The sequence below is a fragment of the Fictibacillus phosphorivorans genome, assembly GCF_007673525.1.
GTDB classification, from domain to species: domain Bacteria; phylum Bacillota; class Bacilli; order Bacillales; family Fictibacillaceae; genus Fictibacillus; species Fictibacillus phosphorivorans_C.
In genome coordinates this window covers 2,050,849-2,068,142 of record NZ_VDZU01000001.1, presented here as the reverse complement: position 1 = coordinate 2,068,142, position 17,294 = coordinate 2,050,849, and the positions used below count along the sequence as shown (strand labels likewise).

The window sequence follows — 17,294 nt, the reverse complement described above, 5'->3', positions numbered from 1 at the left end:
ACTACAGGTAACAAATTTTAGAATGAGGGTTCATTATGTCTACCATTGTAAGTGTGATTGTTTCCGTGCTTATATTTCAAATTCTGTTTATTGGACCTCAAGTAGATGCTGGTGTTGTAAATCGTTTCAAAGTTGAAAAGTATGGAGATGTGATCTGGGAAGTTCCTTCAAAAAAGAAACAAGTTGCAATTACATTTGACGATGGACCAGACCCCATATATACCTCTCAAATCTTAGATGTTCTTAAAAAGGAAGGTGTACATGCAACATTCTTTCTTATTGGAAAGCGGGTTGAGAAGTACCCAGAAATCGTAAAAAGAGAGCTAAAAGAAGGACATGAAATCGGTAACCATACGTATAATCACCCTAGCTTCCACACGATTTCAAGGCATAAAGTTGTGGTTGAAACAAGAAAGACTGAGCACCTTCTAGATCCTGCTCATCATTCAGATTATATAAAATTGTTTCGTCCTCCAGGTGGGACCGTTACAGAGAACAGTTTAAAAGTCTTAAAAAAAGAGGGATATAAGGTTATCTTATGGTCTTGGCATCAAGATCCCCGAGATTGGACAAATCCAGGATCTCAAAGGATCGCCAGACACATCCTAACGAATTTAAAAAATGGAGATATTATTCTTTTGCATGATTCTGGAGGTAATCGCAGTCAAACTGTTGCTGCATTAAAGATTATTCTTCCTAAGCTTAAAGAAATGGGTTATGAGATTGTAACCGTTGATGAACTATTAAAAATGCACCCGCGATACAATGAGTTTCACGAAACTGAAATGAATAAAGAAAAAGTCCCCTTACTAATTGAATAAAGAGTGAAAAGAACAATTCGGATTATTAGATTGTTCTTTTCTTTATTATGTTAACTTCCCTACTCCTCCCTTTTAATCCGGGACTCATGCTAAATATTCGTTTTTAAACAAAAATAAAAGCGCTTGCATTTTATAATCACTGTACTATAATACTTGTATACAAGTATACTCGCTCTACAAAAGGAGGTTATTATGTTGAACGATTCTAATGATTTTCTTTATCCTGATAAGTGGCTTTCTAAAGCTTCAACCGGGGAACGTGTCGCATGTGAACTGAGAATGAGGATTATCTCGGGACTCATTGAAAGCGGTACCACTCTTTCTGAAAATAAATTAGCAGCTGAATATCATGTAAGCCGCTCTCCTATACGAGAAGCACTTAAAGTTCTATCAAATGAAAACTTAATACGTTTAGAGCGCATGGGTGCAGTTGTGGTCGGCTTAACGGAAAAAGAAATAGAAGAAATATATGATGTTCGCCTGCTTATTGAGACGTTTGTTTTTGAACGCCTCGTAAAAAACGATACTACTTCAGTAGTTAGAGAACTTACAAAAATCTTAGAAATGATGCAGATCGCAATAAAGTACAAAGATGCTGACGAGTTTGCTCTTCAAGATGTCTTGTTTCATGAAACAATCATTCGTTCAATTGATCATTCTTACATCACGATGATTTGGAACAATACAAAACCTGTTATGGAAAGCTTCATTTTACTATCCATGCGCATGCATTTTAACGAAAAATACGATGACCTTTCTCGAATCATGAAGAACCATGAACTCTACATTGATGCGATTTCTTCTAAAAATAGAGAGATCATGATTCAATCGCTTCATCAAAACTTTGATGATGTTCAAGGAAAAGTAGATGATTTATGGATGTCACAACAAATGTTATCGAAAGCACGGGAGCAAGAAAAGGAGTAGATCAATGACGGATATCGACGGTACACAACATAGAAAAAGCTATATGGTAGGAGTCGACATCGGAACTACGAGTACAAAAGTAGTTTTGTTTAATGAAAGCGGAGAAATTCTCTCACAAGAAAACATTGGGTACCCGCTTCATACGCCTAATATTTCTACAGCGGTACAAGACCCAGAAGAAATTTTACAGACGGTTTTGCAAACCCTTACAAATGTAATAAAGAAATCTTCAGTATCATCTAATGCTATCTCTTTCATTTCTTTTAGTTCTGCAATGCATAGTGTGATTGCAATAGATGAAGATGATCAGCCTTTAACTCCTTGTATCACCTGGGCAGATAACCGGAGTGAAGAATGGGCTAGAAAAATTAAAATGCAATATAACGGACATGAGATCTATAAGCGAACAGGAACTCCTATTCATCCGATGAGTCCATTAAGTAAAATCGCCTGGATCGTAAATGATCAGCCTGAAATTGCAGCAAGAGTTAAAAAGTATATTGGAATAAAAGAGTTCATATTCCACCGCTTATTCAATGAATATGTTGTAGATCATTCGCTAGCATCAGCTATGGGGATGATGAATCTGAATAATTTGGATTGGGATGAAGAAGCATTACGAGTCTCTGGGATTAATCGTGACCAACTCTCTACCCTAGTTCCAACGACAACGATCTTTAATCATTGTCAATTGGACATAGCGAAACAGATAGGAATTGATCCGAAAACCCCATTTATCATTGGAGCAAGCGATGGTGTGTTATCAAACCTAGGTGTAGATGCGATTGGTAAAGGTGAAATAGCCGTAACCATTGGTACGAGCGGAGCTATTCGCACCATTATTGATAAGCCGCAAACGGATGAAAAAGGAAGAATTTTTTGCTACGCATTAACAGAGAATCATTGGGTTATCGGTGGACCTGTAAACAACGGCGGTGTTGTCCTGCGCTGGATCCGGGATGAATTTGCGGCATCTGAACTTGAAACCGCAAAGCGATTAGGAATCGATCCATATGAAATACTCACAAAGATTGCAGAACGTGTTCGACCAGGAGCAGATGGTTTATTGTTTCATCCCTACCTTGCTGGTGAACGTGCTCCACTTTGGAATTCAGATGTTCGAGGATCTTTCTTCGGTCTAACGTTGTCTCATAAAAAAGAACATATGATTAGAGCAGCCCTTGAAGGTGTGATCTATAACCTTTATACCGTGTATCTAGCGTTGGTCGAATGTATGGATGAACCTGTTAGCAGAATTCAAGCGACTGGTGGCTTTGCTCGATCAGAAACATGGCGTCAGATGATGTCAGACATTTTTGATACAGAGTTAGCCGTTCCAGAAGTTTACGAAAGTTCTTGCTTAGGGGCATGTATTCTAGGGTTGTATGCAACAGGAAGAATAGAATCGTTTGAAGCGGCTTCTGACATGATTGGAAGTAATCATACCCACACTCCAAATCAAGAAGCGGTCAAAGAGTATAGAGAATTGTTACCCATCTTTATTAGTCTATCTAGAAAACTAGAAGAAGATTATTCACGTATTGCAACATATCAAAGAAGCTTGATTCATAGAGAAAATTAATATTAGGGGGATCTATCATGCCATTATTTATCGTAGCTTGTGGAATTTTAGCATTGTTACTATTGATCATGTATTTCAAGTTAAACACATTTATTTCTTTAATCATCGTATCATTTGGTGTTGCATTAGCACTAGGTATGCCACTAGGAGAGATCGTTAAATCGATTGAAGCAGGTTTAGGCGGAACACTCGGTCATTTGGCACTAATCTTCGGTCTAGGTGCCATGTTAGGTAAACTAATTGCTGATGCCGGTGGTGCTCAACGAATTGCAATTACACTAATTGAGAAGTTCGGTGAAAAGAAAATTCAATGGGCGATTGTTGTAGCTTCATTCATTATTGGTATCGCTCTATTCTTTGAAGTAGGTCTTGTTTTATTAATTCCAATCGTATTTGCCATTTCAAAACAATTACGCGTTTCTATTCTTTATCTGGGAATTCCAATGGTAGCAGCTCTTTCAGTAACACATGGTTTCTTACCTCCTCACCCAGGTCCAACGGTAATTGCAGGAGAATTTGGTGCTAATATTGGTGAAGTATTGCTTTACGGTTTTATCATTGCGATTCCAACTGTTATTCTGGCTGGACCCGTGTTTACGAAATTAGCAAAAAAGATTGTTCCTGACTCATTCAATAAAACAGGAAATATTGCTTCATTAGGCGAACAAAAAGTATTCAAACTAGAAGATACACCTTCTTTTGGTATCTCGGTGTTTACAGCTATGCTTCCCGTCATTTTAATGTCGATTGCAACGGTGATCACACTTGTTCAAAACACGATGGGGATTGCGGACTCGAAGACATTTGAAGTGATCCGCTTTGTTGGTGACGCTTCAACTTCCATGTTGATCTCTTTACTCGTAGCGGTTTATACGATGGGATTAGCAAGAAATATACCTATTAAAACGGTTATGGATTCATGTACAACAGCTATCACTCATATCGGAATGATGCTTCTAATCATCGGTGGAGGCGGAGCCTTCAAACAAGTATTGATCAACGGCGGGGTTGGTGATTATGTAGCTGAATTGTTTAAGGATACAACATTCTCTCCAATCTTACTGGCATGGATTATCGCAGCCATTCTTCGTATCTCGTTAGGATCTGCAACGGTAGCTGCCTTAACAACAGCGGGTCTAGTTATTCCTTTACTTGGCCAGACCGATGTTAATCTTGCGTTAGTGGTACTTGCTACAGGTGCTGGTAGTTTAATAGCATCACACGTGAACGATGCTGGTTTCTGGATGTTCAAAGAATATTTTGGCTTGAGTATGAAAGAAACATTTGCAACTTGGACATTATTAGAAACCATTATCTCAGTTGCCGGACTAGGTTTTATCTTACTTTTGAGTTTGTTTGTATAAGAAATAGAGAAATCCCTATTGACTTAGCCTCGATAGGGATTTTTTATGAAGTCCTATATGTACAGGAATTAGGATTACGCTAGCTGAATATTAAATTCTTCTAAAAGATCTTTAAACGCTGGCCGTTCATTTCCGTCTCTTCCTTTTACATGTGATGCAGTTACAAGTGAGTTTAACACGGCTTCTTCTGTCGCTTCCCCAATAGCTCTAAACGCTAGATTTAAATCTTCTTCATGTATTGTCGGAATGCTAGTGATATGCTTTGGTTTAAAATGAGGAATCTTTGTTGCAGTTGAAAAACCGATGACCACTTCCCCACTTCCGTGAGTAATAAATGAACCTGTTCTCGATAACCCGACTACTGACCTTTTAATGATTCTGTTCAGCTGTCTTTCGGAAACCGGAAGATCAGTTGCAACAATAATCATTACAGAACCTTTGTCTTTTTCTTCCCACGATTTTAGTAAAGCTTCCTTTAGTTCTTGTCCTAGTGCTCTCCCGTTTATTTGCAAGTCGCTTAATATCCCAAAGTTTGATAAAACAAGTACTCCAATCGTATACATCTTTTGGTCGATTGAAAAACACCTAGAAGCGGTTCCAATGCCACCTTTTAACGAATAACATAGCATACCTGTCCCAGCTCCAACACTGCCTTCTAACACATTCTTCCCGGCATTTTGTAGTGCTTCTATTACATGATGTTTCTTTATAAACTGTGCTCTTACATCATTTAATAACATGTCATTGCATTCACCAACGATAGGATTTACCGTTCCAGTTGTTCTGCCGATCTCAGGGTTTCGTTCTAACATATATTGAATGACAGCATCTGCTGCTATACCGATACCTAAAGTGTTCGTTAGAATGATAGGAGTTTCTAATACGCCTAGCTCTTTCATCTGGATGGTTCCCATCGTTTTTCCGAATCCGTTAATCACATGGCTGGAAGCAATAAGTTTCTCCCTAAATGTATTTCCTTCATGAGGAATGATTGCTGTAACTCCAGTTTGACAATTTCCTTCGCTTAATGTCACATGCCCTACTGAAACACCTTCTACATCTGTAATCGAGTTGTTTATTCCTGTCTCAAGTTTCCCGATCTTCACACCAAAATCTCGAATTCTTTTCTCTTGCAATATTAGCACCTCTCTATGCTTAGCTGAAATCTCGTTTTTGAAGATATTCTTCATAAGCTGATATCTTTTTACGCAACATATCATCAATTTCATTTAAAACGTGTATCTGATTTTGAACATGTTCCTGATGATTTTTTAACAAACCCAATCTTTTTTGAGTGGTTCGATCCCCTTGTAAGAATAACGAAGCATATTCTTGAATCTGGACAAGCGGCATTTTCGTTTCTTTTAGTTTAATAACAAAACGAAGCCATTGAAGATGAGATTCTGAATATCGTCGATCTCCATGTTCTGTTCGTTCTGGTGTGATGATCTTTTCTTTTTCATAAAATCGCAGTGTATGTGTTGTTACGTTAAGAAGTTTAGCAACTTCTCCGATAGTATACATGTTAAATCACCCCAACAGTTATCTAGTTCCTTGACTTAGAGTTTACTCTAATCAGTATAATAAAACACAAGAACAATCACCAAGTGAAAAAAATATAAGGAGTGATTTTTATGAAATACACAGTGATTACGGGAGCGAGCTCTGGAATCGGATATGAAACAGCACTTGCATTTGCTGCTAGAGGTAAGAATTTAATAATTGCAGCGCGGAGAACTGAGGAACTTGAGCAGCTGAAATCAAACGTCCTTTCTCAATATCCAAAACTGGATGTTGTTGTTCGAACCGTTGATCTTTCAATTATATCGAATGTGCATGATTTCTACGAAAGTCTTAAGAAATATGAGATTGAAACATGGATCAATAATGCTGGTTTTGGGAATTTTGCTTCTGTCGGAGAGCAAAATTTAGATAAGATTGAAACGATGCTTCACTTAAATATTGAAGCATTAACCGTTCTTTCTTCACTTTTTGTTAGAGATTATGCCAATGTGGAAGGAACACAGCTAATCAACATATCATCTGGCGGAGGCTACACGATTGTTGCAGACGCTGTAACGTATTGTGCATCCAAATTTTATGTGAGTGCCTTTACTGAAGGACTTGCACAGGAATTAAAAAGTACAGGACAAGCCATGCAAGCAAAAGTATTGGCTCCAGCTGCTACTGAGACAGAATTTGCGAAGCGATCCATGGATCTCGAAGACTTTCAGTATGAAGGAACTGTTCCAAAATTTCATACAAGTAAAGAGATGGCTGAATTCTTACTGAATTTATACGATAGTGAGAAAGTAGTTGGTATCGTTGATGGTGAGACCTATGAATTTCACTTAAAAGACCCGATCTATCCTTATGTATCGAGACAAAGAAAATAGTCGTATCACCTCTGAATTATGATAGACTGAATCAAGAAGTTTAAGAAGTCTCCTGTTGGAGGTATGCACATGTATTCAAGCGAGATAAGAAAAAAGAACCATGATCGAAAAAATGTGAATACTACTTTAAGCCATTCGTTATACACTGAGATTAAGGCATTAGCAAAAAAACTTGATAAACCAGCGAATGAACTTATTGAAGAAGGTATGGTTCATGTGTTGAATCAGTATAAGAAGAACAAGAAGTAAACACGAAAACGCACAGTATGAAACCTGTGCGTTTTTTTACCTTTTAGTGAACTAATCGTCTTAAATTACAACAAGTTGGATAAAAAGATAATATAGTTTTTAAATTGTAGTTTCTGGGATGTGACCAACGTGAATCCTTATGTTGATGTAATTATTCGATCTATAATTGCCTTTTTTTCTATATTTTTTGCTGCTCGTATTTTAGGCAAACAAACCGTATCAAGAATGACGATCTTTGACTTTATCGCTGTCGTCACGCTCGGTTCTGTCACTGCAAACTTAGCATTTGCCTTAGAAGTAAAAGCGCGTTATATCTTTCTCGTGTTTTTTATCTTTGTTCTTCTTATCTATCTTTCTGCTTTTCTTTCCTTAAAGAGTAAAAGGGCTCGAAAGTACGTAGCTGGAGATCCGACAGTAGTTATTGAGAACGGGAAAATATTAGAGCATAATATGAGAAAAATGCGTTATACTCTGGATTATTTGAATCAACAGCTCAGACAAAAGGATATCTTTTCAATCGAAGATGTTGATTATGCTCTCGTTGAGAACAACGGACTTCTCTCTGTAAAGAAAAAAGAAGCGCACCTTGCTGTTATTCGCAAAGACTTACAAATCTATAAAGAGGAAGTAAGGCTACCCACCGAGTTGATGATGGATGGTGAGATCCTACTGAACAACTTAAAAGAAAATAATATCTCTAAAGAATGGCTGCTCTCAGAACTCAAGAAACGTAATCTTACTATTGAAAGTGTAGTATATGCGCTACTTACTAGCAACAATAAACTTTATATAGATATACATGATGATAAACTACACTCTCCTATGGATATTGAGTAAACAACTTGTGAATTAACAATATGTTTTTTATCGTTTTGACATATCAATAATTCTTATTGGATTTCCTGAATCATCTGTGAAAATAGCATAACGACCTGGTGGGATATCACATGGTTCTTTAACAAATCTAAGAGAGTTTTGGTTTTCTTTGAAATATTCATCCACGCTATCTACTAAGAACACACTTCCAGGGCCAAATTCACGTTCAAATTCATCATCTTCTAATAGAATCTGGGTTTCAGTGTTTGTCTTAAACGATACGGTATGATCTCCTTCTCTCCATGCCTCTTCCATTCCTAATATATCCCTATAAAAAATGACCGCTTTCTTCATATCTTTAACTGGTTGAGAATGAAAAACTAACTTCATGTAAACATTCCTCCAATACCATATTTTTACACATAAATGATTTACGTAAATCGTAATTCATTTACGTCCCCTTGTCAACATGGTAAAATAACTACATGAAATCAAATATTCCAATTCCAGGATCAGCGAGAGAGAAAATATTACAGGAAGCTATAAAAGCATTTGGTACGCAAGGCTATGAAAAAGTAAATGTGCAACATTTAGCCAAAACTACAGGTGTAACAACAGGAGCTCTTTACCATCACTTTGGTAACAAGTTAGAATTGTATAAAGTTGTCCGGGAAGAAATAGAACGAAGAATAACGAGCAGAATGGAGGCTGCTGCTGAGGTTCATGAAGATTCACTATCATCACTTAAATCTTCTATGATTATAGGATTTAACGCGGCTGTTAAGTTAAATGTTTATACACTTTTAAGCGAACCTGATGTTAGCTTAAATCAAGATCTTATTGCTGTACTCTTTAATGAAATAATGAATGAAGATACACCTGGAGTAGAGGTACTCCTTTCTTCCCTATTGCGAGCTGCATTGAAAAATGTATCAAACGGTATGTCTCCTGAGGATGCTAAGCAAGCATTGATCTGGTTTATTGAAAAAATATAATTTATCCTCTCAAATGGTCTTGCTTGTGTATCTAAAAAAGAGACTTTCAAAAAAGTCTCTTTTCTAAGTTTACATAATAATATTATAGAATACTTATTTCCAATTCTGCTCAATGAAAGTGTCTCTGCCTGAGGTTTCGCGCTCTTCTTTATAAGCTTTTGGGTTTTTCTTGTAAAAATCTTGATGATATTCTTCAGCTTCATAAAACACGTTTGCTGGTAAAATTTCTGTTACGATCGGTTTTTTGAACTTTCCGCTTTCTTCTAAGTTCTTTAAAGATTGTTCAGCAAGTTTTCTTTGTTCTTCCGTATGATAAAAGATCGCCGTTCTATACTGACTTCCACGGTCGATAAACTGGCCTTCATCATCCGTTGGATCAATTTGTGGCCAGTACAGATCTAACAATTTTTGATACGGAAACACCTCCGGATCAAATGTGATTTGAACCGCTTCACGATGCCCGGTTTCACCCGTTTTAATCTGTTCATAAGTTGGATTTTTAATTTCTCCACCTGTGTAACCAGATATAATACCATGAATGCCAGGTAGCTCATCAAACGGTTTAACCATACACCAAAAGCAACCCCCTGCGAATGTTGCGAGCTGTTTATTACTCAAACTTATTCCTCCTAAAAAAACAAAACTCAATTCATAACAAGATTTTATCGTGATAGACGGAAAAAGAACAGTGATTGCACTTATCTATTCATAGGATAACCCATATACTACATACACTGTAAGCACTATGGATAAAGTGCGGTGAGGAATTTGAACTTTAAAGAAATCGAATCTGAAATTTATAAACGGTGTAATGAGCTTCTTTCTCTCCAAAAAACGGATGGGACTTGGCGTTTTTGTTTTGAGAATTCTGTAATCACAGATGCGTATATGCTCATTTTATTACGAACCATAGATTACAAAAATGAAAACCTTATTAAAAGGATAGCCGCACGAATCCTTTCCAAACAGTCTAACGATGGCTTATGGCGTGTATATCCTGATGAGGAGCCTGCAAATTCGTCAGCAACTATCCAAGCCTATACAGCTCTTTTGTATTCGAAGCCCCACTCACACACTGCAGAACCGCTTCAGAACGCAAAACAATTCATTATAAATAATGGTGGATTAAAAAATGCCGACCTTCTAACAAAAGTCTTTTTAGCCATGAACGGTTTATATCACTGGCCAGAGCTACCGATCGATCCAGCCATTCTCTTTTCACTGCCCCTTACTTCTCCCATTAACCGTTATGATATCAGCAGCTATGCTAGAGCTCACTTTGCTCCTGTTCTGTTGATGATTGAAGGTAAAAAGAAACTAACTTCAAGCTACACACCTGATCTATCAGTATTATTAGGAAAATCAGATCAAGGTTCTAACATAAAAGATTGGATAAATCTGTTCTCCTTGTTGAACATTAGAGATTCATTCATGAATACGAAGAAAGACAACATTAAGTCTTATATACAAAATCATATCGAACCTGATGGAACACTTCTTAGTTATGCCTTAACCACGATTTTCATGGTGTATGGTCTGCTTTCAGAAGGATTTAATCGATCATCGCCGGTTATTCAAAACGCTCTGAACGGGTTGATGAAGATGTTTTGTGAGGTAGATGATACGCTACATCTGCAGAATTCACCATCCACTACATGGGATACGTCTCTCATTCTTTATACATTGCTTGAAGCGGGTGTTCCCCAAACAAATGCTCAGCTATTAAAAGGCGCAAGATTTCTACTTACACAGCAGCAGAATAAATATGGTGATTGGTCTGTTCATAATCCAGATGCAACCCCAGGTGGCTGGGGCTTTTCCATAGGTAATACGCAACACCCTGATTTAGATGATACCCAAGTGTCACTCCGTACAATCGCACAATACTGTCGTACACACTCTTCTTATTATTCAAGCTATGAAAAAGGGCTTGCATGGCTTTTGTCTATGCAGAACGATGATGGAGGATGGGCAGCATTTGAAAAGAATACAAATCGTTATTTGATTGGAAGCCTCCCCATCAAGCACGCAAAAGACGCTCTAGTTGATCCTTCCACTCCAGATATAACTGGCAGGACTTTAGAGTTCTTAGGAAATTACCACGGCATGGAACAAGATCATCTCTCAATAAAAAAAGGTGTGAGCTGGCTACGAGCAAATCAAGAAGTGGATGGTTCATGGTATGGACGATGGGGTGTTTGTTATATTTACGGAACGTGGGCTGCCGTTACAGGTTTAATCGCATGTGGTGTTCATCCAAATGATAGACAAATTCAAAAAGCGAAAAACTGGTTACATTCGGTTCAAAATGAAGATGGAGGTTGGGGCGAGTCATGTGAAAGTGATTCTAAGAGAAAGTATGTTAGCTTAAACAAAAGTACACCTTCTCAAACAGCTTGGGCGCTTAACACATTAACTGCCATCTCGGATCAACCTGATCTCAGTATGAAAAGAGCAGTTACCTGGCTGTTTTCTAAACAAGAAAAAGCCAGCTATCCAACAGGAGCCGGCTTACCTGGCGCTTTTTATATCCATTACCATAGTTATGATAAAATTTGGCCGTTGCTTGCATTCTCTCACTATTATAAAAAATACTATTGAGAAGAATCATCTGCAGTTTGATCTAAATTCTTATCTTTCTTTCGCAAAATACCTATACCCAAAACAACAAGGAGAACCAGATATAAAGAAAACCACCATAGCGTCCAATTTCGTCCTACAAAATCTGTGAATTCCATTGAATTCGTGTGGATATGGTTACTCAACGCCCAGATCAATAATCCAGCCGGGAGCAAAAAGGGATGATAGTTCGGAAACTTTGATAGATGCTGCAATCCCTTTAATGCTGTAAATAAACAAATGACAATCTTAACAAGAATACCAAATATCCATACAACACCAATAATGACCTCTACCCTCTCAAAAATATTGATGATTGATATATCTCTCATCAACTCATATGTAGGATAGCTTTGTCGTTTTACCATATAAGCACCTTCTACTCCTACAGCGATAAATACAGTTAAGATCAGGGCGCTACCACCAAACAAGATACCTGCTAGATAATTTTTAGAGAGTTTATTTTTGTTCTTTACATAGGTAAGAACACTTCCTAACAGAATAATCTCGATAAAAGGAAATCCCGTTGTCGTGTATGCACCTTGCGAAATTCTTAACATCCCTTGTTCAAAAAATGGCTGCAGATGTGAAAATCTGAACTGATTCGTAGTAAGGGCTAACGAGCAAATAAAAAAGAGAATCATAAAAGGGGTTAAAAACTCATTTACTCGACCGATGTTATTTAACCCATAAAAGCAGGAATATACTGCAAGTAAGATGATCATGATCTGAAAAGTCCATGGACTTGACTCTGGTATAACGTTTGAAATCATAAAGTTACTAAGGTTTCTAACTACGTAGGAAGCTAAGTGGAGTGCAAAAAAAATGATTAAGATATTTAATATCGTTCCCACCACCTTACCTCCAGCAACTTCTGTTATACGAAAAATAGAGCGAAACTGGTAACGTTTCAGAATCATTATCCAAGTTACATTTAAGATCAAACCGATTATTACCGCAATAATCATGGAAATCCAAGCATCCTGACCTGAAAAAAAAGCAGTTAAATTAGGTGCCATTAATAAGGAACTCCCCATTATAAAACTGATTACGATTAAAACAAGCTGCCATCGATTTATAGTATGGTTCATGTTTATCCTCCAAACATCAGTTTATATAGTGGTGAATATATAGCATCGATCCATTTAGAAAAAGGAAGCCATTGTCTGTTTGAAAGGAATGTTGCCAAATTCATCATTGAAAAGATCCAAAAAGTCGTAAGTGTAATACGATAGGATTTATTTTTGCTCATGAATGGTTTCCACCCTCGCTCCTACAGATTCAAGTTTTATGGATACATTCGTTTCTAGTTCAACATCGGAGAACTCTTCTCTCCAATTTTCTTTGTATTTCTTCCAAACTTCAGGATGTTTATTATAAAGTAACTTCCCAAATCCAAAAACATCCGTTTTTTCTTTCTGTGCTTTTTTCACCGTGCTTTTGATATGACTTGCTAACTCCTCATTTACTCGTTTTTCCATATCAAGCAGGGTCGTTGGATTACCTACATCTACTGCACATGTCACTTCTTGTAAAATGGCTTTCCCTTTAACATTTACAACATATTTCAATTTACCATTTTCATAATGGACCTTTGTTTTTGAGTCAACTTCTTTTACCATGAATCCTACGTTACCTTTCTGACTATCACATTTATGACTCAAAATAAAGATATCCTTTACTCTTTGATTGATTATTGACCAACCTCTCGTTTGATCATTGTTCAACCAAGTCACCATCTTCTCTTTGTTAAAGACTGCCAGTCCTGATATTCGATAGGTCTTATCATTTGCAATAATATTTTCTAAATTGGATGTTTCACTTTGACTATCGCTAATCTTAACAATTTCTACCCCTTGAATGACTGGGTCCCTAAACTCACCATATCGCCAACGAACAACGTCTTTTTCTTTAATTCCTTCAGATATCCCGGTAGAGGTAGCCGCTAATCGGACTCTATTCTTTAATGATTCCCCAGGATTTTTAAAGATTGGAGTATACATGGATAAGATGTCTTTTGCTGTAGAATTCTTAGCAACAAACATGATGAGATTATCCCGAACTTCATGGTTTCGTTCCATAAAATCAAATAATGGAGCAATACCTTTTGTTCTTGCATATTTTTCTCCTATTATTACACTTGTAATATGTGAAAAAAGTAATTTTCTTGGCAAAATATTTCTTCCATTTTCAACCGCATCATAAAGTGTTTCACCTGTTACCGTATAGGTATATACCGCTCCTCCAGATCCCCCTGATGGTGCACCACCTTGTCCACCTGCTGTGCCTCCTGGATTCACCACCTGAAAATGAACGATAGTTTTATCTTTTTTATAGTCCACACCAATAGACGATACGATCAAGAGTTCATTGAGTTCAATCCGACCAGCACATCCAGATAGTATTAATGAGAATGAGATGATTACAGCAACTATATTCCACCTTCTCATAATTTTTTTACCCATTTTCTATGCAGCTTCGTTTGTGTCCACCATAAAGGAAGACGAAACAGGCTGTCTTTTTGTTTCCCAGATTGAAAAGGGGCTAACGGCGAGAAGTAAGGTTTCCCCATTGAAGTTAGTGAACAAAGGTGGATAAGCAGTCCGATCATGAAAAATATCATGCCAAAGATGCCTGTTGTTGCTGCTAAGATCATCAATACGAATCTAAGCAATCGTGCAGCGCCACTAAACCCATAATAAGGTGAGACGAAGCTGGAAATTGCCGTTAATGAAACGACGATTACAATCGCTGGTGAAACAAGTCCTGCTGCTACCGCAGATTCACCGATTACAATTGCTCCAACTATCGATACAGCAGAACCGATAGGACGCGGCATTCGAATACCGGCTTCGCGCAAAATTTCAAAGATTGTTTCCATGACGAGTGCTTCAACGAAAGCTGGAAATGGTACACCTTCCCTCTGAGCCGCTAAACTGACTAGAAGATTAGTTGGAATCAACTCTTGATGAAAGGTAGTGACTGCAATATAAGCCGCTGGAAGTGCTAACGAGATCATGAAAGAAATAACTCGAATCACACGAATGAAGCTAGAGAGATCAAAGTGATGGTAATAATCTTCAGCCGCTTGGAAAAACGATATAAATGTTGTTGGTGTGATAAGGACGAAAGGTGTACCCTCAAACATAATTACAACGTTGCCTTCAGATAGTGCTGCAGCTGCAACATCTGGTCGTTCTGTAGATTGAAAGGTGGGGAACGGAGAGTATCCGTTCTCATCGATCAATTCTTCAAGCATTCCACTCTCGAATATTTTATCAGTGTTTAGATTTGATACCCTTTTTATCACTTCTTGTAAGACTTCTTGATCGACCTGGCTTTCTAGATATGAAACTAAAATCGTTGTTTTCGTTATTTTTCCTACTTCAAATGGCTTGAAACGCAAAGTAGGATTTGAAATCCGGCGTCTCAGCAAGGTTGTATTGGTCTGAAGTGTTTCAATAAAACCTTCACGTGGTCCTCTTACCATTGTTTGTGCTTCAGGTTCTTCTACACCGCGTGTCTCCCACGTTTCAAGGGGAATAGAATATGCCTCGCTCATACCGTCTACAAAAATAATGACCTGTCCTTTTAAGACGGGTGTAATGATTAGATCGAAATGAGGACAAGGACTTATCATTGCAGAAACTTCCGTTTGATGGATAAGGTCTTTCGGTTGTAACTTTTTATTTTCTAGTTGTGTGCGTTTTATAGGTTCAATAATGGATAATTCTAGTTGTTGTTTGTTGATTAATCCTTCGATGTAACAAATAGCAAAAGGAATAGGCATCTCTAAAAACTCTACGATTTTTACATCGATACTCTCTCCTAGAATGTTCTTAATCTCTTTAACATTCGTCTTTAGATCAGAGGATACATGAAGATGGTCATAATTTTCAGTTGATGATGTGGAATCGTGACGCTTTCTTTTGAAAAATTGCTGGCTCATCTCTTTTCCTCCTTCTAAAACATTGATGTTCTCAGCTTTTGTAACTGTCTTCTGTTTTATACAAATTAGGAAAATGGTAAAACACAAAAACCACCTGCATCTAAGGACAGGTGGTTTGCAGCATCATGATAATTTTAATCGAATGCATGAATATCATTTGCATTCATATATTTGGTAATACCAGCATCGATAATTGGTATTACCACAAGAATGAGGTGTTACTTGCCATGAAGAAGCGTTCTTCTGAAAGGATTAAACAACAAATCATCCAATCCATTCTACAAGGAAAATTAGGCATTCATGAATCCATTCCATCTGAAAGAGATTTATCATCACTCTATAGTGTAGGTAGACCAACAATTAGAGAGGCTTTGCAACGATTAGAGCGGGATGGCTGGATCATTTTTCAAAAAGGAATGCCAGCCACGATAAATGATTATTGGAAACAAGGTAACTTAATGACGATCGTCAATATCCTTCAACTGCAAGACGAAATTCCTGATGAGTTTATCGTGTATATGCTTGAACTTAGGATTTCTCTAACTCCAACATATATAAAAGATGCGGTTAATCATAACCGAGTAAAACTAATATCTTTGTTTTCATCTCTGGATGAATTGAAAGATGAACCAGATTCATATGCCATTTTTGATTTTAATTTACAGCAAGATATTGCTCAGTTATCTCCTAACCCAATCTATCGCCTGATTTTAAATAGCTTTAAAGATGTTTATTACAGAATGGCACTCAAATATTTCAATGATTCTTACTCTCGATCTTTTTCTAAACAATATTACGAAGCACTTTTGGAATCGATATTAACCGGTGACATTGAAGGAACTGAAAAGATAACACAAACTATGATGGAAGATAGTCTAGATCTTTGGAAGAAAAAGATGAATGGAGGAAGGAATAATGAAGAGTAAAGGGATGTATCGAGATTTTTTCTTACATTTTGATATTTTAGTTATGATAATTATTTTCTTCCTAATTATCAGCTTCTTATTTACGATGAGCCTTACGACAAAAGTTCTACTTTTCTTTCCACTTGGTATTTTGATTTACATGTTTAGCGAATATCTCACCCATCGTTTTTTCTTTCATATTAAAGCACCTAGAAATACATTTTTGTTCAAATTAATAAAAAGATTACACTATGATCATCATAAAAAGCCCAATGAATTAAAGTTATTATTCTTGCCAATTTGGTATAGCGTTCCTAGCCTCTTTCTTTTATCCACTCTCCTTTTTCTTCTCACACAATCAATCGAGTACACCTTGTCTTTTTCAATCGGTCTTTTATTTATGTTTTTTGTCTATGAATGGAAACATTATGTGGCTCACCGTCCGCTGAAGCCGAAAACCAAGTTTGGCAGATGGATTAAAAAGACACATACCTTGCATCATTATAAAAACGAAAACTATTGGTACGGCGTTTCAACTCCCTTTATCGATGTATTATTTGGGACTTTAAAGGATGAAAAAGAGGTTGAATTAAGTGATACTGCTAAAGACTTAGAAAAGAGAAATAAAGAGTGAATAGAAAAAGTCCAATTAAGCTTTGCCTTTAATTGGA

Annotated in this window: 19 protein-coding genes; 11 read left to right on the top strand and 8 right to left on the bottom strand. The window is 37.1% G+C overall.

What is annotated here, in order from left to right:
• The first annotated feature begins 35 nt into the window (after positions 1–35).
• The 4 genes from FS458_RS10355 to FS458_RS10340 all read left to right on the top strand — a co-directional run bounded on the left by FS458_RS10355 (position 36) and on the right by FS458_RS10340 (position 4,694).
• The gene (locus FS458_RS10355) at positions 36–821 is read left to right on the top strand and encodes a polysaccharide deacetylase family protein (protein ID WP_144700292.1); all 786 of its coding nucleotides are present in this window, start codon (positions 36–38) and stop codon (positions 819–821) included.
• A 192-nt stretch (positions 822–1,013) separates the two neighbouring features.
• Positions 1,014–1,748 (top strand): GntR family transcriptional regulator, encoded by a 735-nt coding sequence (locus tag FS458_RS10350; protein ID WP_391503395.1) that lies wholly within the window; start codon positions 1,014–1,016, stop codon positions 1,746–1,748.
• Positions 1,749–1,791: 43 nt separating this feature from the next.
• Positions 1,792–3,330 carry a gluconokinase gene (gntK, locus tag FS458_RS10345; RefSeq protein WP_144703483.1) on the top strand — a complete coding sequence of 513 codons (1,539 nt, stop codon included), beginning with the start codon at positions 1,792–1,794 and terminating at the stop codon, positions 3,328–3,330.
• 17 nt (positions 3,331–3,347) lie between these two features.
• Positions 3,348–4,694 carry a GntP family permease gene (locus FS458_RS10340; protein ID WP_144700291.1) on the top strand — a complete coding sequence of 449 codons (1,347 nt, stop codon included), beginning with the start codon at positions 3,348–3,350 and terminating at the stop codon, positions 4,692–4,694.
• Positions 4,695–4,768: 74 nt separating this feature from the next.
• On the opposite strand, the gene FS458_RS10335 is transcribed toward FS458_RS10340, so the two are convergent.
• Both FS458_RS10335 and FS458_RS10330 read right to left on the bottom strand, forming a co-directional pair.
• Positions 4,769–5,833, bottom strand: a complete 1,065-nt coding sequence (locus FS458_RS10335; protein ID WP_144703480.1) for a P1 family peptidase — start codon at positions 5,831–5,833, stop codon at positions 4,769–4,771.
• A gap of 16 nt (positions 5,834–5,849) precedes the next feature.
• Entirely contained in the window at positions 5,850–6,218 is a 369-nt protein-coding gene (locus FS458_RS10330; protein WP_144700289.1) for a MerR family transcriptional regulator, read from the bottom strand.
• Positions 6,219–6,328: 110 nt separating this feature from the next.
• Here FS458_RS10330 and FS458_RS10325 point away from each other — a divergent pair, with 110 nt between their 5' ends.
• The 3 genes from FS458_RS10325 to FS458_RS10315 all read left to right on the top strand — a co-directional run bounded on the left by FS458_RS10325 (position 6,329) and on the right by FS458_RS10315 (position 8,176).
• Positions 6,329–7,090 carry an SDR family NAD(P)-dependent oxidoreductase gene (locus FS458_RS10325; RefSeq protein WP_144700287.1) on the top strand — a complete coding sequence of 254 codons (762 nt, stop codon included), beginning with the start codon at positions 6,329–6,331 and terminating at the stop codon, positions 7,088–7,090.
• Between the two features lie 69 nt (positions 7,091–7,159).
• A complete protein-coding gene (locus tag FS458_RS10320) occupies positions 7,160–7,339 on the top strand; it encodes a hypothetical protein (RefSeq protein WP_144700285.1) in 180 nt (59 codons plus the stop codon).
• 129 nt (positions 7,340–7,468) lie between these two features.
• Positions 7,469–8,176 (top strand): DUF421 domain-containing protein, encoded by a 708-nt coding sequence (locus FS458_RS10315; RefSeq protein WP_144700283.1) that lies wholly within the window; start codon positions 7,469–7,471, stop codon positions 8,174–8,176.
• 27 nt (positions 8,177–8,203) lie between these two features.
• Here FS458_RS10315 and FS458_RS10310 read toward each other — a convergent pair whose 3' ends face one another.
• Entirely contained in the window at positions 8,204–8,545 is a 342-nt protein-coding gene (locus FS458_RS10310; RefSeq protein WP_144700281.1) for a VOC family protein, read from the bottom strand.
• A gap of 95 nt (positions 8,546–8,640) precedes the next feature.
• Here FS458_RS10310 and FS458_RS10305 point away from each other — a divergent pair, with 95 nt between their 5' ends.
• On the top strand, positions 8,641–9,150 hold the full coding sequence (locus FS458_RS10305) for a TetR/AcrR family transcriptional regulator (protein WP_144700279.1): 510 nt from the start codon (positions 8,641–8,643) through the stop codon (positions 9,148–9,150).
• 93 nt (positions 9,151–9,243) lie between these two features.
• On the opposite strand, the gene msrA is transcribed toward FS458_RS10305, so the two are convergent.
• On the bottom strand, positions 9,244–9,768 hold the full coding sequence (gene msrA, locus FS458_RS10300) for a peptide-methionine (S)-S-oxide reductase MsrA (protein WP_144700277.1): 525 nt from the start codon (positions 9,766–9,768) through the stop codon (positions 9,244–9,246).
• Between the two features lie 150 nt (positions 9,769–9,918).
• On the opposite strand from msrA, the gene FS458_RS10295 reads away from it, so the two are divergent.
• Positions 9,919–11,751, top strand: a complete 1,833-nt coding sequence (locus FS458_RS10295) for a terpene cyclase/mutase family protein (RefSeq protein WP_186320519.1) — start codon at positions 9,919–9,921, stop codon at positions 11,749–11,751.
• Here FS458_RS10295 and FS458_RS10290 read toward each other — a convergent pair.
• From FS458_RS10290 to FS458_RS10280, 4 genes are read right to left on the bottom strand one after another with little or no spacing between them, the layout of a single operon-like run.
• Entirely contained in the window at positions 11,745–12,860 is a 1,116-nt protein-coding gene (locus tag FS458_RS10290; protein ID WP_144700273.1) for a GerAB/ArcD/ProY family transporter, read from the bottom strand. The two genes, FS458_RS10295 and FS458_RS10290, sit on opposite strands and share 7 nt — an antisense overlap.
• A gap of 2 nt (positions 12,861–12,862) precedes the next feature.
• Complete coding sequence (locus tag FS458_RS20715) at positions 12,863–13,021, bottom strand: hypothetical protein (protein ID WP_186320518.1); 159 nt, start codon at positions 13,019–13,021, stop codon at positions 12,863–12,865.
• Entirely contained in the window at positions 13,008–14,219 is a 1,212-nt protein-coding gene (locus tag FS458_RS10285; RefSeq protein ID WP_186320517.1) for a Ger(x)C family spore germination protein, read from the bottom strand. Before FS458_RS10285 ends, FS458_RS20715 begins: the two co-directional genes overlap by 14 nt.
• The gene (locus FS458_RS10280; RefSeq protein WP_144700269.1) at positions 14,216–15,718 is read right to left on the bottom strand and encodes a spore germination protein; all 1,503 of its coding nucleotides are present in this window, start codon (positions 15,716–15,718) and stop codon (positions 14,216–14,218) included. The genes FS458_RS10285 and FS458_RS10280 overlap by 4 nt, the downstream gene beginning before the upstream one ends.
• Before the next feature lie 227 nt (positions 15,719–15,945).
• Here FS458_RS10280 and FS458_RS10275 point away from each other — a divergent pair, with 227 nt between their 5' ends.
• Both FS458_RS10275 and FS458_RS10270 read left to right on the top strand, forming a co-directional pair.
• Complete coding sequence (locus FS458_RS10275; protein WP_144700267.1) at positions 15,946–16,644, top strand: GntR family transcriptional regulator; 699 nt, start codon at positions 15,946–15,948, stop codon at positions 16,642–16,644.
• Positions 16,634–17,257 carry a sterol desaturase family protein gene (locus tag FS458_RS10270; protein ID WP_144700265.1) on the top strand — a complete coding sequence of 208 codons (624 nt, stop codon included), beginning with the start codon at positions 16,634–16,636 and terminating at the stop codon, positions 17,255–17,257. The genes FS458_RS10275 and FS458_RS10270 overlap by 11 nt, the downstream gene beginning before the upstream one ends.
• Positions 17,258–17,294 lie beyond the last annotated feature (37 nt).

Excerpts from the sequence above, each read along its gene's own strand:
- FS458_RS10355 (WP_144700292.1), top strand. The coding sequence starts at position 36 with ATGTCTACCATTGTAAGTGTGATTGTTTCCGTGCTTATATTTCAAATT.
- FS458_RS10350 (WP_391503395.1), top strand. The coding sequence starts at position 1,014 with ATGTTGAACGATTCTAATGATTTTCTTTATCCTGATAAGTGGCTTTCT.
- gntK (WP_144703483.1), top strand. The coding sequence starts at position 1,792 with ATGGTAGGAGTCGACATCGGAACTACGAGTACAAAAGTAGTTTTGTTT.
- FS458_RS10340 (WP_144700291.1), top strand. The coding sequence starts at position 3,348 with ATGCCATTATTTATCGTAGCTTGTGGAATTTTAGCATTGTTACTATTG.
- FS458_RS10330 (WP_144700289.1), bottom strand. The coding sequence starts at position 6,218 with ATGTATACTATCGGAGAAGTTGCTAAACTTCTTAACGTAACAACACAT.
- FS458_RS10325 (WP_144700287.1), top strand. The coding sequence starts at position 6,329 with ATGAAATACACAGTGATTACGGGAGCGAGCTCTGGAATCGGATATGAA.
- FS458_RS10320 (WP_144700285.1), top strand. The coding sequence starts at position 7,160 with ATGTATTCAAGCGAGATAAGAAAAAAGAACCATGATCGAAAAAATGTG.
- FS458_RS10310 (WP_144700281.1), bottom strand. The coding sequence starts at position 8,545 with ATGAAGTTAGTTTTTCATTCTCAACCAGTTAAAGATATGAAGAAAGCG.
- FS458_RS10305 (WP_144700279.1), top strand. The coding sequence starts at position 8,641 with ATGAAATCAAATATTCCAATTCCAGGATCAGCGAGAGAGAAAATATTA.
- FS458_RS10290 (WP_144700273.1), bottom strand. The coding sequence starts at position 12,860 with ATGAACCATACTATAAATCGATGGCAGCTTGTTTTAATCGTAATCAGT.
- FS458_RS20715 (WP_186320518.1), bottom strand. The coding sequence starts at position 13,021 with ATGAGCAAAAATAAATCCTATCGTATTACACTTACGACTTTTTGGATC.
- FS458_RS10285 (WP_186320517.1), bottom strand. The coding sequence starts at position 14,219 with ATGAGAAGGTGGAATATAGTTGCTGTAATCATCTCATTCTCATTAATA.
- FS458_RS10280 (WP_144700269.1), bottom strand. The coding sequence starts at position 15,718 with ATGAGCCAGCAATTTTTCAAAAGAAAGCGTCACGATTCCACATCATCA.
- FS458_RS10275 (WP_144700267.1), top strand. The coding sequence starts at position 15,946 with ATGAAGAAGCGTTCTTCTGAAAGGATTAAACAACAAATCATCCAATCC.
- FS458_RS10270 (WP_144700265.1), top strand. The coding sequence starts at position 16,634 with ATGAAGAGTAAAGGGATGTATCGAGATTTTTTCTTACATTTTGATATT.